The 15,706-nt window shown below is 71.0% G+C and carries 12 protein-coding genes; 10 read left to right on the top strand and 2 right to left on the bottom strand.

Going from position 1 to position 15,706, the window contains the following annotated elements; genetic code table 11:
* Window positions 1-233 precede the first annotated feature (233 nt).
* Together MMA15_RS14450 and MMA15_RS14445 are read left to right on the top strand one after the other, a co-directional pair.
* The gene (locus tag MMA15_RS14450; RefSeq protein WP_277400274.1) at window positions 234-794 is read left to right on the top strand and encodes an ATP-binding protein; all 561 of its coding nucleotides are present in this window, start codon (window positions 234-236) and stop codon (window positions 792-794) included.
* 648 nt (window positions 795-1,442) lie between these two features.
* Complete coding sequence (locus MMA15_RS14445) at window positions 1,443-2,414, top strand: DUF5926 family protein (RefSeq protein WP_241060051.1); 972 nt, start codon at window positions 1,443-1,445, stop codon at window positions 2,412-2,414.
* Between the two features lie 756 nt (window positions 2,415-3,170).
* Here the strand turns inward: MMA15_RS14445 and MMA15_RS14440 are convergent.
* The gene (locus tag MMA15_RS14440) at window positions 3,171-3,959 is read right to left on the bottom strand and encodes a bifunctional DNA primase/polymerase (RefSeq protein WP_241060050.1); all 789 of its coding nucleotides are present in this window, start codon (window positions 3,957-3,959) and stop codon (window positions 3,171-3,173) included.
* 615 nt (window positions 3,960-4,574) lie between these two features.
* On the opposite strand from MMA15_RS14440, the gene MMA15_RS14435 reads away from it, so the two are divergent.
* The 3 genes from MMA15_RS14435 to MMA15_RS14425 all read left to right on the top strand — a co-directional run bounded on the left by MMA15_RS14435 (window position 4,575) and on the right by MMA15_RS14425 (window position 9,178).
* A complete protein-coding gene (locus tag MMA15_RS14435) occupies window positions 4,575-6,206 on the top strand; it encodes a PP2C family protein-serine/threonine phosphatase (RefSeq protein ID WP_241060049.1) in 1,632 nt (543 codons plus the stop codon).
* Between the two features lie 216 nt (window positions 6,207-6,422).
* Window positions 6,423-7,865, top strand: coding sequence for an aminopeptidase P family protein (locus MMA15_RS14430; RefSeq protein ID WP_241060047.1), 1,443 nt, complete (start codon window positions 6,423-6,425; stop codon window positions 7,863-7,865).
* A 308-nt stretch (window positions 7,866-8,173) separates the two neighbouring features.
* Entirely contained in the window at window positions 8,174-9,178 is a 1,005-nt protein-coding gene (locus MMA15_RS14425) for a PP2C family protein-serine/threonine phosphatase (protein WP_241063196.1), read from the top strand.
* Between the two features lie 77 nt (window positions 9,179-9,255).
* On the opposite strand, the gene MMA15_RS14420 is transcribed toward MMA15_RS14425, so the two are convergent.
* Entirely contained in the window at window positions 9,256-9,741 is a 486-nt protein-coding gene (locus tag MMA15_RS14420) for an ATP-binding protein (protein WP_241060045.1), read from the bottom strand.
* A 245-nt stretch (window positions 9,742-9,986) separates the two neighbouring features.
* Here MMA15_RS14420 and MMA15_RS14415 point away from each other — a divergent pair, with 245 nt between their 5' ends.
* The 5 genes from MMA15_RS14415 to MMA15_RS14395 all read left to right on the top strand — a co-directional run bounded on the left by MMA15_RS14415 (window position 9,987) and on the right by MMA15_RS14395 (window position 15,625).
* The gene (locus MMA15_RS14415; RefSeq protein ID WP_241060043.1) at window positions 9,987-10,907 is read left to right on the top strand and encodes a hypothetical protein; all 921 of its coding nucleotides are present in this window, start codon (window positions 9,987-9,989) and stop codon (window positions 10,905-10,907) included.
* A 329-nt stretch (window positions 10,908-11,236) separates the two neighbouring features.
* The gene (locus tag MMA15_RS14410; RefSeq protein WP_241060042.1) at window positions 11,237-11,956 is read left to right on the top strand and encodes a YcnI family copper-binding membrane protein; all 720 of its coding nucleotides are present in this window, start codon (window positions 11,237-11,239) and stop codon (window positions 11,954-11,956) included.
* 227 nt (window positions 11,957-12,183) lie between these two features.
* Entirely contained in the window at window positions 12,184-12,849 is a 666-nt protein-coding gene (locus MMA15_RS14405) for an SCO family protein (protein ID WP_241060040.1), read from the top strand.
* On the top strand, window positions 12,846-13,343 hold the full coding sequence (locus tag MMA15_RS14400) for a copper chaperone PCu(A)C (RefSeq protein ID WP_241060038.1): 498 nt from the start codon (window positions 12,846-12,848) through the stop codon (window positions 13,341-13,343). The genes MMA15_RS14405 and MMA15_RS14400 overlap by 4 nt, the downstream gene beginning before the upstream one ends.
* An 11-nt stretch (window positions 13,344-13,354) precedes the next feature.
* Window positions 13,355-15,625, top strand: a complete 2,271-nt coding sequence (locus tag MMA15_RS14395; RefSeq protein ID WP_241060036.1) for a copper resistance CopC/CopD family protein — start codon at window positions 13,355-13,357, stop codon at window positions 15,623-15,625.
* The last annotated feature ends 81 nt before the right edge of the window (window positions 15,626-15,706 follow it).

Below are 15,706 nucleotides of genomic sequence, written 5' to 3'. Positions count from 1 at the left end.
ATTGTCGTCTTCGTGTTACGTGCGACACACACGGCACCCGCACACAGGTGCCGCACACGGTCCAATTCCCCCCGTTTCCATGCCTCTTACCTGGGATGCATCGGGGCATTCGCTCTGTATTCGATGCCGCGGAATGCGTCAAGCAGGCATGCGTGGCCGGTTTCCGCCAGACGTTCCCGGGGCATTCATCGAATTGGCGTGGGGCAAAGGAGGTCTCGGGGGTGGCGTTGGTTATGGCACAGAACGTGCCTGCTTCGTCGACGATGGCCGTGCCTCACGGCCCCGCCGGAGTAGGGGTCGCAAGGCGCAGGATGCGCGCCGACCTGCTGGCGAACGGTACCGCGGAATCCGTCGTCGACGACGCGGTCCTCGTCCTCTCCGAACTGCTCAGCAACGCCTGCCGGCACGCGAGGCCGCTGAACCGGGACGAGTCCGTACGCGCGAGCTGGAATCACGACGGCCACGGCGAGTTGACCATCTCGGTGACGGACGGCGGCGGCCCCACCCGGCCGCTTCCGGCGACTCCGTCGGTCAGCGCCCGGGGCGGACGCGGGCTCGCCATCATCGGCGCGCTCGCACGTGATTGGGGCGTACGGGAGGAAGTACGGCCACAGGTCCACGAGCAAGTACGCGCGGAACTGCCGGAGTTCACAGGCGGCGGAATACGGCAGCCGGAGAGCGAGCCCACCAGAGGCGTCACCGTGTGGGTGGTGCTGGCGGCCGACTCCGGCGTCGGTGACGACCTGGCGGACAGCCTGGCCTTCGACTTGGCGGCGGCGGACGAGGTGCACTGAGCGCGAAGGCGCGGGACGCGGGCTCGGAACGCGCGGGCTCGGAACGCGCGGACTCGGGACGCGCGGCACGGGGCGCCGAGCGCCAACCGGGCGCGGGTTCAGGTCAGTTCGCGCCCCGGCGCACAGCCGCACCCCCGGCCGTGCCGCGGCTCGGGCGGCTTCACAGATCGGCCGCCTCGCAGATCGGGCGGCCTCGCAGGCTCGGCGGCTTCGCCATGCTTTCGTACTCGCGCCACGGGACCGCAGGCGTACGGGCGACTGAGGCCGCGACACGCGGAACGCCCTCACGCGCCGTATCTCAGCGGCTAGGCTCGCGGCGGCAGTTGGCGCGCGTACGTCTCGCGGCAGGCGACTGCCCGCCGTCCGGCCCGCGACGCGGTCCGTTCGTACGCGCGGAGGCGACGCGACGGCCCCGCACGGCGCCGGACCCGTGCACGACGGCGACCGACGCACCGGCGGCCCGGCACACTCGACCACCCGCCGGGCGACGCCACCGACCACGACAAGCAGAGACCCACGACAAGCAGAGATTCACGACAAGCAGTACGAGCAGAAGCACACGCAGTACGAGCAAGACCGGCCGCCGACCGGTCCCACCGGACCCGACGCGGGCCCCTCACCGACCGCAGACCTGGAGAACCGCACCCCATGGCCAAGAAGCGCCGCCCCCAGCCCAAGGCCACAGCACCGCGACTCGTCGACGGGGAGATCCCCGTGGTCGGCGCACGCGAGCCCTGCCCCTGCGGTTCAGGTCGCCGCTACAAGGCGTGCCACGGACGTGCGGCGTCGCACGCCGCTACGGAACTCGTCCAGCGCCCCTTCGAGGGGCTGCCGGGAGAGCCCGACTGGATCGCGATGCGTGAACTCGTGCCCGCCGCGACGGCGCAGTTGACGCTCAAGAGCGGCCTGCCGGAAGGCGTGCCGTCCGTGGTCCTCGCCACGGTGCTTCCGATGGCGTGGCCCGCGCTCCGCCGTGACAACGGCGAGGTGCTGCTGGGACTTCAGAACGACACCGCTTCGGGTGACATCAGCCGCGACCTCGCGGACACCCTGGAGCGCGCCCTCGCCACCGAACCCGGCCGGCCCGTGGACGCGGGACGGCCCGCGCCCGACGGCCCGCGGCTTCAGGATCTGCTGGATACGGACGCGCCGTTCGCGCCGGAGGTGCACAGCGGATTCGAGTTCTGGCTGGGGGACGGGAGCGACAGTGCGACCGGCGAGGTGGCCGCTTCGCTGGAGCGTGCCAATTCGGCCGCGATTCCCACGGCCCGCCTGTCGGTCGGGGAAGGCGCGTACTGGTGCAGTACGCCCGAGAAGAACCACCTGCGCTGGGTCATGACGCACCCGGAGGAGAAGCTGCTCGACGCGCTCGCGCGGCTGCACGCCGGGGGCGGCTCGTCGCTCGGCGAGGACACCCGTCTCGTCGGCTCGTTCCGTGCTCACGGGCTGGTGGTTCCCGTATGGGATCTGCCGACCGGGATGACCTCGGAGGACTGCGAGAAGCCGGCGGCCGAGCTGGGCGAGCGGCTGGCCGAGGCGCTCGCCGCGGACGCGCCGCTCACCGCTGACGAGCGCCGGGCACGCAGCGGCCTCATGAACCGCCAAGTCACTCTGAGCTGAATGGAATAGACCGTTCCGCGACGATCAGACGGAGAAAGTGTGACGTGACTCCAGTCACACGTCGTCGCTGTATGCGCATACCGGCAGGTAAATCAACGTCCGGATCTGCGCGATCGAATTTGCTAACGGCAGATCTCTTGTTACCTTTCTAGGAGCCCGGTCGCTGGTGCATCCCCCGTCGCCAGCGACCGGGTTCTTTCATGCGCCGGGCCGGTACGGAACCCGTGCCCTACTCCAACTCCCTTGTACGCAATTGAAGTTGAGGAGCAGGTGAACTGCTGCGGACGTGACGCGGCAGCGGGCCGACACCCTGGCGCAGGCCCGGCCCGCGCACCCGCCCGTGGTCCTACGGCGCCCCTCGGCGGCACCCCCGGTACGTCCGACACCGCCCCGGTGCCGCTCACGGCACGGACATGGCACAGACTCGAACACGGGATTCCGCGGCACCGCTACGCACCGCACACGGCGCCGGTGCGGGCGCACAGCGGGTGACCGCCCTCGCGCAGAGGAAACGGAATCGGCCAACACCCCGCCGGCAACGGCCAGTCGGGCACGCACATCCACACCCCCCGCGCCAACCGCCCACAGCCCGTGCACAGTTACGCGGGTACGCCGGTACGCGGTAAGTCGCATAACACAGGCGGCGGCCCGCATCCCGCAGACCGCCGCCCCGCATCGATACGTGCGAATCCTCGCTACGCGAGGCCCGTCACCACGTAAGGCACCGCAATACGTATGCGGATACGCGAAGGCCCCTCAATACGTAAGGCTCGTCCCGGAGTCGGGCGCCGTGGCGCTCGCCTCGACGAGCACGTCGAGCACGCGCTCCATACGCGGCAGGAACGGAACGCCGTCGGTGAGCCCGCCCCGGCGCCCCCGTCGCGATCCGCCGAAGGCGCCACGGCGCGGCTTGCGCTCCGCCTCGTCCCGCCCGTCGGCCGCGACCGGCTCGCGCTCCCAACGCACACGCCCGGCGCCCGTATGCGACGGCGGCAGCGCGATATAGCCGCCCTCGCCGTGGAAACGGAGCGAACTGGGCACCCTGTCATGGGCGTAGAGCCGCTCGCCCAGCTCGGCCAGCCCATAGGGCGCGACGAGCAGCATGAAGCGAGTGGGCGTGGCGACGACCGGGCCGAGCCGCTCACCGCGACGGTCGAACTCGGCGAGCGCACGGGCGCCCGCGATCGCCGGCAGGCTGAGCGCCGAAGGCGCCCTGCCGCCCGTGGCGAGAATCACCGGCGCGGCGGGCCTGTTGGACCACCACCAGCGAATCATGCGCTCGTCGGTGGTGGCCGCGAGAAGGACGGGGTCGAAGGGGTGCGCACCGGGTACGACACAGTCGGCGTCGGGACAGGAGCACACCGCGGACAGCGGCCGTTTGGACTGGGCACGGGACGAGGGAGAGGAGACCGCCGAGGTCGCTGACGAGGGAGGGGTGAGAGTCGCTCCGGGAAGTACGGGCCACTCCCAGCGGGTGGCACAGTGCAGCGCCGCGTTACGCAGCGATGACCGGTTCATGCGTCGCCTTCCGAGGATCTCGCGCATGTGCGCTCGTTCCTTTCCGTGAACGCCAACAGATCGTCCCGACAGAGATCGTTCAGCCCATCACAACACGTCACTCACTACTTACTGCGCGTAAAAAAACCGCGGTCATTCCGTAAGCCGCGCGTGGAACACGGCGGTGGGCGACGCACGCCTGAAGACTCGCGTGCCATGCCGCCACCTGTGCTGGTGCCCTCGTTAACGCTTGGTATTGCGCCTGTGCTGGCCGTGCTGGCTGTGCGTGTCCGCCGAACCGGAAAGGGAAGGCCACTTGCCTTATATGACGCGCTGCTCCCTCACCGGGTTCCGTACCCGCGATGGCTATGCCGATGCTCCGGCCTGCACTTCCGTGGGATTGTGGAAGCGGCCGGATGCGCGGGGCTCGTCCAGTCGACAGCAAATGCCGTCTCTCGCGGGCGATTTTACGCCAACCTCACGCAACCCCCGCCCGCCCCCCTGATGTCGACAACGGCGCACGGACACCATTCGTAGTGCAAGGCCGATGCTGGACATCCCGTCATCGCTACGTGTACATCTTGTGCATTGCCAGCGGAGCAGCGTGACATGGGGGTTTGCGATGCAATGCAGAGAGAGGGTTCAGAGCGGGAGAACGCTCCCATGAGCGCCCCGCAACGGTCGAAAGTGGCCGGATTCAAACCCGTGATCTCCCCACCGCCGCAGACTGCGCCTCCAGCCTCCGACGCGTCCACGGAACAGCTCGCCGCCGTACACGACCGGTTGGCAAGCTGGGTGACCGATCTGACGACACTTCAGGAACTCGCCGAACGACTGTCCGGCACCGCCACCCTCGACGACGCACTGCGCGAGACACTGCGCGCCGGCGCCACCCTCGTCGGAGCCCAGCGCGGCCTCGTGGCACTCGAACCCGTCGACAGCGAAAGCCCGGAGCGCACCATCGGACTCGGGCTCGGCCGCGCCGACATCGGCGAACTGGAGACCGTGCCGCGCAGTTCCTCCTCCTACGCACGCATCCTCGACGGCCTCCCCTCCCTTCCAGAGCCCACCGACGGCACCCGGCCGCGCGACTGCGCCACGGTCTCCGGCACCGGCACCCTCACCGACGCCTTCGGCGACGACGGCGACCTCACCCCCGGCAGAGGCGAGCACAGGGGCTACCCCGAGATCACCCACCCCGACATCGCCACCGACGACACCCTCGACCCCCGTCACCGCGAAGTCGCCGCCCGCCTCGGCTACGCCGCCAGCTACGCCACCCGCATCGCCACCGCCGAGTCGCCCCGCATCGGCGCCGCCGTCTGGCTCTACGACGAACCCGCCGAACCCACCGCGCGCCAGCGCCATCTGCTCGGCCTCTATCTGCGCTGCGCCAGCGAGCAGATCTCCCGCCATCTCGAACTCGCCCGTACGCGCGCCGAACTGAGCGCCCTGCGCGAGGGCCTGCTGCCCTCCAGGCTGCCGCGGGTGCCGGGCGTCGCCATGGCCGTACGGCATCTGACCGGACCCGGCGGCGGCGGCGACTGGTACGACGCGCTGCCCCTGCCGGAAGGCGCGCTCGGGCTCTCCGTCGGTGGCGTCACCGGCAGCGGCTCCGGCACGGTCGCCGCGATGGGGCGGCTGCGTGCCTCACTGCGCGCATACGCGGTGATGGAGGGCGAGGACCCCGTGGCCGTCCTCTCCGATCTGGAACTGCTGCTGCGCCTGACCGAGCCCGCGCGTTCGGCCACCGCGCTGTTCGCCTACGCCGAGCCTTCCGTGCGCCGCATCCTGCTCGCCGGTGCCGGGCACTGCCCGCCGCTGATCGTCGGGGAGCACCGCACCGAGTACGTGGAGACGACGCTCTCCGCGCCGCTGGGCATGCTGGCCTGCTGGGAGGCCCCGAGCGTCGAACTCTCGCTGTACGAAGGGGAGACGCTGCTGCTCTACAGCGACGGGCTGCTGCACCGCACCGGCGAGGAGATGGACCGGGCGTTCGCACGTCTGCACTCCGCGGCGGCTTGCGCGCCCGCCGCCGTGCGGGCCGACCCCGAGGCGCTCGTCGACCATGTGCTGCGTACGGCGTTGCCTGCCGGTTCCTCGGGCACCTCGGGTACCTCGGGCAGCTCGGCCGGGGAGGGCGCGGCGCCCGCGGCCGCCGGTGCGCCGGGGGCGTACGGCCATGCCGGGCACCAGGGGCGCACGGGGAACCCGGGACACCCTGGGAACACTTCGGCCGCCGGGGCCGCCGGGGCCGTCACCGAGGACGTCGTCCTGCTCGCCGCCCGCTTCTGACCTTCGTCTACGCGTATCACCCGGCGGTCGGCCGCCTGCCGTCCACCGATCGGCCGCTGAACGGCACCCGCCCACGCCGCAGCCGCCGCCCTGCCGGGCCAGGCCCCCGATGACCAGCTTCCGCGCACCCCAGGGCCCCCATACGATGGAAAGCGTTCGAACACCGGCACCCACGGGACCACCGGACGGCCGGATCACCGGAAGCAGGAGGCAGACGTGGCGGAATCCGCTGACGAGCAGCCGATCAAGCAGCGGAAGAACGGCCTCTACCCGGCCGTCTCCGACGAGCTGGCCGAGAACATGAAGACCGGCTGGGCCGACACCGAGCTGCGCGGACTCAAGCCCGTACCGCAGGCCGCGCACACCGCGGACCGGCGTGCCCGCCTCTCCGCCCGCTTCCCCGGCGAGCGGCTGGTGATCCCCGCGGGGAACCTCAAGACCCGTTCCAACGACACCGAGTACAGCTTCCGTGCGTCCGTCGAGTACGCGTATCTCACCGGCGACCAGACCGAGGACGGCGTACTCGTGATGGAGCCCGACCCCGCGGGCGGCGGCCACCAGTCCACGCTCTATCTGCTGCCGCGTTCGAACCGTGAGAACGGCGAGTTCTGGCTCGACGGGCAGGGCGAGCTGTGGGTCGGGCGGCGCCACAGCCTCAGCGAGGCACAGCAGCTCTACGGCATCCCCTGCGCCGACGTCCGCGACGTCACGGGCGAACTGAGCGCCGCCACCGGGCCGGTGAGGGTCGTAAGGGGCTATGACGCGGCGGTGGAGCGTGCCCTCAACGACAAGGTCACGGCCGAGCGCGACAGCGAGTTCCAGGTCTTCCTCTCCGAAATGCGCCTGGTCAAGGACGAGTTCGAGATCGGCGAGATGGAGAAGGCGTGCGCTTCGACGGTGCGCGGCTTCGAGGACGTGGTGAAGGCACTGGACAAGGCGGAGGCCACGTCCGAGCGCTACATCGAGGGCACGTTCTTCCTGCGTGCACGCGTCGAGGGCAACGACATCGGCTACGGCTCGATCTGCGCCGCCGGGCCGCACGCCACCACGCTGCACTGGGTACGCAACGACGGCGCCGTACGCTCCGGCGAACTGCTGCTGCTCGACGCGGGAGTCGAGACCCACACCCTCTACACCGCGGACGTCACCCGCACCCTGCCGATCAGCGGCACCTTCACCACGCTCCAGCGGAAGATCTACGACGCCGTCTTCGAGGCGCAGGAGGCCGGCATCGCCGCCGTCAAACCCGGCGCCAAGTACCTCGACTTCCATCTCGCCGCGCAGCGCGTGCTCGCCACGAGGCTCGTCGAGTGGGGGCTCCTGGAGGGTCCGGTCGAGCGCGTGCTGGAGCTGGGGCTACAGCGCCGCTGGACGCTGCACGGCACGGGCCACATGCTCGGCATGGACGTGCACGACTGCGCCACCGCGCGCCGCGAGAGCTACGCCGAGGGCACGCTGGAGCCGGGCATGTGCCTGACCGTCGAGCCCGGACTGTACTTCCAGGCCGACGACTTGACCGTGCCGGAGGAGTACCGGGGCATCGGCGTGCGCATCGAGGACGACATCCTCGTCACCGACGACGGCAACCGGAACCTCTCCAGCGGGCTGCCGCGCGGCAGTTCGGAGGTCGAGAGCTGGATGGCGCGCCTGAGGGGCTGAGTCCGAGGGGCTGACGGCGGCAGCACAGAGGGTCCGGCCGCCCGGCAGCACATACGGACGGGGCCTTCTGCCGCCGACCTCTGTCGGCAGGGCCCCGTACACTTCGAGCGCCGCGTGCCACCGCCTTCGAGAGAGCAGACCGGCACGACGGGTTCCGCATCCGGTTCGTGACCGAACGGGTACGGAATCGGGCTTACGTGCCTAACCTTGCATGTGTCCGGCATCCGTCCTTCGGTCGAGGAAGAGAACTCAGGGTGGTCACGCTTCAGTTCCGGCCCCGCCTGCTGGCTGCGCTCCCCTTCATCGCCATGGGCATCGTCGTACTCGTCGACGTTTTCGCGGGACCGTCGATCGGCTTCCTGCCGATGATGGCGCTGGGCCCCGCCTTCGCGGGGCTCATCGGCAACGTGCGGCGCAGCGTGGTGATCGGTGCCGTAGCGCTGGCGCTGTCGTTGATGCTCAGCATCTTCAACTCCCAGGTCGACGACCGCCGCGGCTATACGACCCTGATCTCCGTCGCGGGCGTCGCCGTCGCCGGTGTCGCGGCGACGGCGATGCGCAAGCGGCGCGAGGCCGAACTGGCCAGCGTGCGCTCCATCGCGGAGGCCGCGCAGCGGGTCCTGCTGCGTCCGGTGCCGCGCAGCGCGGGGCATCTGCGTGCCGCCGTCTCGTACACGTCGGCGGTGGCGGAGGCCCGCATCGGCGGCGATCTCTACGAGATGGTGACCTCGCCGACGGGTGTGCGGATCATCGTGGGAGACGTACAGGGCAAGGGACTTGAGGCCGTGGAGACGGCCGCGGTGGTGGTGGGCGCCTTCCGTGAGGCGGCCTACGACGAGCCGGACCTGATGGCCGTGGGGAAGCGGCTGGAGCGTGCGCTCGCAAGGCATCTGCTCGGCGAGAAGTTCGTCACGGCGGTGCTGGCGGAGGTGCGTGAGCGGGACGAGGAGGCGACGCTTCTCAACTTCGGCCATCCCGCGCCGCTGATGATCCGCCCCGACGGCTCGGTGCACTACGCGGAACCGCCGGAACGTGCCGTGCCGCTGGGCCTCGACATCGAGGACGGCCAGGCGCCGGAACCGCATCTGGTGCCTTTCGTACCGGGCGACCAGATGCTGTTCTACACGGACGGCGTGTCCGAGGCCCGCGACCGTACGAACCGCTTCTACCCGCTGCACGAGCGCGGCGTGCTGCTCAAGGAACCCGATCCGGACGCGGCGTTGACGGCGGTACGGCTGGACCTGGCCGACCACGTCGGAGGGCCGCCGCACGACGACGCGGCGATGCTGCTGCTGCGGTACCGGGACGAGTAGCGCGGCACGTTGAGCGCTCCGCTCCGTGAAGGGGGCCGGTTCGGCTGGCAGACGCGGGGGCGGTTACGGGGCCCGGTTCAGCCTGCCGCGAGCAGCGTGCTGCCGCCGCTGCGGGGCGTGTCTCCTTCGCCGCCCGCCGAACCGCCTTCGCGGTGCTGCCACTTGAGGGTCTTGTCGAAGGTGACGACCGTGCCGCCGTGTCCCGGCCGGTTGCCCACGCGTACGTGGTCGGCGAGCGATTCGATGAGGAAGAGCCCGCGGCCGGTCTCGGCGTCCAAGGGCAGAGCGGGCGGCAGGGCGGCGGCGTGGAATCCGGGCCCGGAGTCGGTGACCTCGATGCGGCACCGGTCGCCGTCTAGGTAGGTGGTCACGCAGTAGGCGTCGGACTGTTCGCCGCAGCCGTGCTCGACGGCGTTCGCACACGCCTCGGAGAGCGCGAGCGACAGTTCGTACGAGACCTCGCTGTCCACCCCGGCGCTGTCCATCGCATCGACGAGCAGCCGCCGGGCGAGCGGCACGCTGGCAGCTTCGCGCCTCATCTGGAGACACCACCACATGCTCATGCTCAACCCTCCACAGGCCGAGGCTCGACGGTCGGCCCCGTGGGACCACCACGGCCATGGGCATACGTATTGCCGATCGGGCGGCCCGTACGCACCCGTGCCGGCTCAACCCGTCCAATCGGAGGACGTGTCACGGGCTCCTGCCGGACGGGGAGCGGGCGACGGGAGCGGCGAGTGCACGCGATTCAGGGCGTTTCGACCCCTGGAGGATGCGCATGTGCAGCCGGTGAGATGATGACGCCGCCATGACTGCCGGGGCGGATCTCAGACTCGTGCGGGCCGCGGTGTTCACCGCGGTCTGTGTGACGTTGTCCGCGGCCGGTCACTCCCTGACGGGCGGGCAGCGCATGCCGCTGTGGTCCCTGGGACTCGGTTTCGCCGTGGTCTTCGCGGTCGCGGCGCCCCTCGCCGGGCGGGAGCGTTCACTTCCGGGGATAGCCGCGCTCCTCGCGGCCGGGCAGCTCGCACTGCACACCCTCTTCTCCTGCGGACGCGCCGCCGCCGGAAGCGGCGCCGCATCGTCGGCCCCGGCACACGCCGGGACGCACGGGACGCACACCACCGGGCTGAGGCAACTCGCCGCCGCGCTGCTGTGCGACGAACCGCCAGGAGGGATCAGCGAGTCACGGGCGCGGCGGATCGTCTCCGACGCCGGGTTCGACGCCGACAAACTGACGGGGCACGCGGGGCACTCCGGGCATGGAGACATGGCTCAGCACGCGCACCACGCCGGTCACGCCGGGCACGAGGCGGCCGGCGGCGCCGCGTCCGCCGCAGACGCCCCTCTGGAGTGCCTGCGCTCCGCCGCCCACGCGGCACTGTCCCTGTTCGACGGCCCCATGCTGCTGGGGCACCTCCTCGCCGCGCTCCTCCTCGGCTGGTTCCTGCGCCGTGGCGAAGCGGCGCTGTGGCGACTGGTCCGGCTGTCGGCACGCTCGGCACGCAGCGCCGTCCGCCACGTCGCCTCGTCGTTCGGTGCGCTCGGCGCGGCCCTCGCATTCGTACGGGCGCTGCGCGGCGGCCTGCTGCCGGACATGCCCGCCCGCGCCTCGTTCCGGCACACACGTGAACACGGCACGGCCTCTTCCGTGCTGCTGAACCACTCCGTCAACAGGCGCGGCCCGCCGTGCCGTGCACCGCACGAGAGTTACGAGCTCGCGGCCTGACGCACGGCGCCCAAGGACGGAACGACGGCGTGCGCACGCGCCGCGCGCCGTGACGTGTGCCGGTGTCCCGCGCACGTCCGTATCCCGTACGTCCGTGTGCCTCCGGACCCCGGAGTGCCCGTACTTCGCCCGTACTCGCTGCGCTCGCGCACGCGGCGTTCGTGCCAACGGCGTTCGCGCCCGCGACGCTCGTGAAAGCGACTCCGCACTCGCGACGCCCGTACGCACGCCGTTCGCGCAGCGGTGGAGTGTCCGCAGGCGGCGGCCGGGCCCGGTCACGTCCGTACGTCCCGTCATGTGTTCCGTCCTGTCGATCCAGGAGCATCACCATGCAGAGCACCACGCGCCGCCGTCTGACCACGGTCGGCGCCCTCACGGCCACCTCCGTACTGCTGTGCGCGGGGCCCGCGTTCGCGCATGTGTCCGTCGATCCGGAGAGCGCGGCGCCGGGCGACTACACCGTCGTCAACTTCAAGGTCCCCAACGAGCGGGACGACGCCTCCACCGACAAGCTGGAGGTCAGTCTGCCCGAGGACCATCCGCTGGCGTCCGTGATGCCGCAGCCGGTGCCCGGCTGGGACGTCAAGGTCACCAAGTCCAAGCTGGACAAGCCGATAGAGGTGCACGGCGAGAAGATCACCGAGGCCGTCACCAAGATCACCTGGACCGGGGGCGAGGTGAAGAAGGGCGAGTTCCAGCAGTTCCCGGTCTCCATGGGCGAACTGCCCGAGGACGCCGACCAGCTCGTCTTCAAGGCGCTCCAGACCTACGACGACGACGAGGTCGTCCGCTGGATCGAGGAGCCCAAGGAGGGCGAGCCCGAGCCGGAGTATCCGGCTCCGGTGCTGAAGCTCTCGGGGGACGCGGAAGGCGGGCACTCCGAGGCCGCGGCCGGTTCGCAGAAGGCCTCGGCGGAGAGCGGGACTTCGGACCAGGCCGGAGGGGGCGGTACGGACAACACCGCACGCGTGCTCGGGGCCGTCGGCATCGTGGCCGGGGTCGCGGGGGTCGCGTTCGGCGTGCTCGCGGGCCGGCGCCGCAGCTCATGACGCCGAGCACCTGACTCGGGGCGCCTGACTCGGGGCTCCCGGCCGGTGGCGCCTGGCAGGGGTGTCCGTACCGTTCCTCACACGGCCGTACCCGCCTACGGCAGCACCACCACGGCGGTACGGGCACCCCGCCCCCGGCCCGGCAGCCGAGCGCCCGGCGCACGCCCTCACCACACACGCATCCACTTCGCTGCTCAGCAGCAGAAAGCCAGAAAGCCCAGTGCCCTATGCGTAAGACCACGACTCTCAGCGCCGCGGCGCTCACGCTCGCCGCCGCCCTCCTCCTCACGGGCTGCGGCGGCTCGTCCGGCGGCGACGAAGGAGACGGCGACAAGGCCGTCGCCTCCGTCGAACCTCAGAAAAAGGGCGGAGCAGTGCTCGACCAGCCCTTCGAGAAGCCCGACCTCACCCTCACCGACACCCACGGCGAGAAGTACGACCTGATCGAGGAGACCAAGGGCAAGCCGGTGCTGCTGTACTTCGGCTACACCCACTGCCCCGACGTCTGCCCGCTGACGATGAGCAACATCGCCGTGGCCAGGTCCAAGCTGACCGCGGAGCAGAAGAAGAAGCTCCAGGTCGTCTTCGTCACGTCCGACCCCAAGCGCGACAAGCCGAAGGAGCTGGGAAGCTGGCTGCGCGGACAGGACCCTTCGTTCACGGGGCTCACGGGCGACTTCGACACCATCCAGGCGGGCGCCCGTACCGTCGGCGTCAGCATCGAGCCCTCGTACAAGAAGAAGAACGGTGACGTCGTCTCCACGCACGGCGCCCAACTGCTCGCCTTCTCCCCGAAGGACGACAAGGCGCACGTGCTCTACACCGAGGGCAACACGACGCCGGAGATCCTCCAGAAGGAACTCCCCGAGATCATCAAGGGGGAGAACCCGTGACGACGCACGCCCCGCGCCCCGCCACGGGGCGCCGCCTCACCGCGCTGCTGGCCGCCTCCGTCGCGCTCTCCGCGCTCGCCGCGTGCGGCTCCGACTCCGAATCACAAGACGGCTCCGGCGGCTCGCGGCCCCGGCTGGCCGTCAGCGGTGCCTATATGCCCGAGCCGGTCACCGCCGACATGGCGGGCGGCTTCCTCACCGTGAGGAACACCGGCGGGACAGCGGACCGGCTGACCTCGGTGAAGAGCAAGAGCTTCGGCGAGGCCCAGCTCCACTCCACCTCGGGGCAGCAGATGCAGCACGTGAACTCGCTGGCGGTGCCCGCGGACGGGACGCTGCGCCTGGCCAGAGGCGGAAACCACATCATGTTCCTCAAACCGGAGCGGAAACCGGTCAAGGGCGAGAAGGTGCGGGTGACGCTCCACTTCAGCAAGTCCGGCGACATCGACGTGACGATGCCGGTCGAGGCGACGAACTTCGTACCGAAGAAATGAGGGACCGACCCGTGCCGCTCACCACCAGGCGTCCCCGTACCCCCGTGCGCGGGCCTGTACGTGCGCGCCCGCGTCCGCTGCCGCATCCCGGCGGGCGGCGCCTCACGCCCGCGAACCTCCTGCTCGCGCTGCTGGGCGCCGCGCTGTGCGCACTGCTCACCGTGGTGGGCACCGCCGCACCGGCCTCGGCGCACGCCGTGCAGACCGACAGCAGCCCGGCGGAGGGCCGGGTGGTGAAGAGCCCGCCGAAGCAGGTCACCGTGACCTTCTCCGAGGGCGTATCGATGTCCGACGACTCGATACGTGTGCTCGGCCCCGATGGCAAACGGCTCGACACCGCCAAGGTCCGCGAGGTGCCCGGCAAGGCGAACACCCGCGCCGTGGGCCTCAAGCCCGACGGGCCCAAGGGCACGTACACCGTGGCCTGGAAGGCGGTCTCGGACGACAGCCATCCCGTGGCCGGGGCGTTCACCTTCTCCGTGGGGCATCCGTCGGCGACCGCGGCGAACGTCGCGGACGAGGGGCAGGCGACGGGCGGCGGCCCGGTGGGCTGGCTCTACCAGGTGGGGCGCTACGCGGCGTACGCGGGCTTCGTGCTGCTGGTGGGCGGCGGCGCCTTCGTCCTGGCGTGCGGGCCGCGGCGGGCGGCGGTGCGCCGCCTACAGCGGCTTGTGGTCACGGGCTGGCTGACGCTCACCGGCGCGACCTTGCTGATGCTGCTGCTGCGCAACGCCTATACCGGTACGGGGCAGTTGAGCGAGGTCTTCGACCTCGGCGGACTGCGGGACTCCCTCGCGACGAAGCCCGGCGCGGCCCTGGCCGCACGGCTGCTGCTGCTGGGGACGGCGGCCGTGATCGTCGCCGTGCTCTTCGGCTCGTACGAAAGAGGCCGGGGAGCGGAGCCGGAGGACGGCGGTCCGGAGAAGGCCGGCGCCGGGGACGGCGAAGCCGAGCGCGTCGATGAGCGCGTCGATGAGCGCGGGGCCGGCGATGCGGACGCAACCGGCGACGGGGAACGGGGCGAGAGTGACGACGGCGAACGGAGCGTACGGGACGTCACGTTGGGACTCACCCTCGGCGGAGGCGTCGTCGCCGTCGGCCTCGCCGCGACGTGGGCCATCGCGGAGCACGCCTCCACGGGGTTGCAGCCGCAGGTGGCGATGCCCGTCGACGTGATCCACATGCTGGCGGTCGCCGCGTGGCTCGGCGGGCTGGCCTCGCTGCTGACGGTGCTCCACTGGGGACCGTCCCCGTCCCGCGATGTCGTACGGCGCTTCTCACGCATCGCGTTCGGCAGCGTGCTGGTGCTGGCCGTGACGGGGCTCTACCAGTCGTGGCGGCAGCTCGGCACGCTGAGCGCCCTCGTCGGTACGTCCTACGGGCGGCTGCTGCTGGCGAAGGTGGGCCTGGTCGTCGTCCTCGTCGGCCTCGCCTCCGTCTCACGGCAGTGGACGGCACGGCTCGGCGAGGCACGCCAGGACGCCGAGGCCATCACGAACGCGAACTCCGATGCCGATGCCGACGCCATCGCGAACGCGAACGCGAACGCGAACGCAGACGTGGACGTACGTGAGGAAGTGCCCGCCACCGTGGGCGCCGCGGCGGACGGCGCAACGTCCGGCGCGACGCGCGGAGCGGCCGACGGAGCGGACGGCCCCGAGGCCCCGGGCGGGGACGAGGCGCCCGACCGGAGCGGCCGGGCCGCTCAACTCGCCCGCCAGCGCGCTGCGATGGCCCGCGAGCGGCGACGCAAGGCCCGCGAGGCCGACCCCGAACGTGCCGGTCTGCGCCGCTCCGTGCTCGCGGAGGCCGCCGTCGCCGCCGTTCTGCTCATCGTGGCCACCGCCCTCACCGGCACCGAACCGGGCCGTACCGAGGAGCTGACGGCGGCCGGGAAGGAACCCGGCGCCGGTACGGGCCAGACCCGTAAGGGACTCACGCTTCAGCAGAAGATCCCGTTCGACACCGGCGGGCCCGGCGGCAAGGGCACGGCGGTGCTGTGGATCACACCGGGTCAGACCGGCGGCAACTCGCTGCGGATCGTCACCGAGGGCCCGGACGGCAAGCAGCTTCGCACCGAGGAGGTGAAGGCGTCGCTCACCCTCCCCGAGCAGGATCTCGGCCCGTTCTCCGTGGAGTTCGAGAGGATCAACAAGGCGAAGGGGCGCTGGCGTTCGGAGACGGTCCAACTTCCAGCGCCGGGGCGGTGGAAGGCGTCCGTCACGATCCGTACCTCGGACATCGACCAGGTCACCGAGAGCAAGACGGTGCAGATCGACTGACGGCTCACCACGGCCCGGTGCTCGCGCACGGAAGCGGCAAACGGATCATTCATGTGAATAACCGAACGTTCCGGGAGATAT

The organism is Streptomyces marispadix, assembly GCF_022524345.1.
Lineage (GTDB): Bacteria > Actinomycetota > Actinomycetes > Streptomycetales > Streptomycetaceae > Streptomyces > Streptomyces marispadix.
Note: the sequence above shows the minus strand (reverse complement) of the source record. Positions and strands in the feature narration are given on the sequence as shown.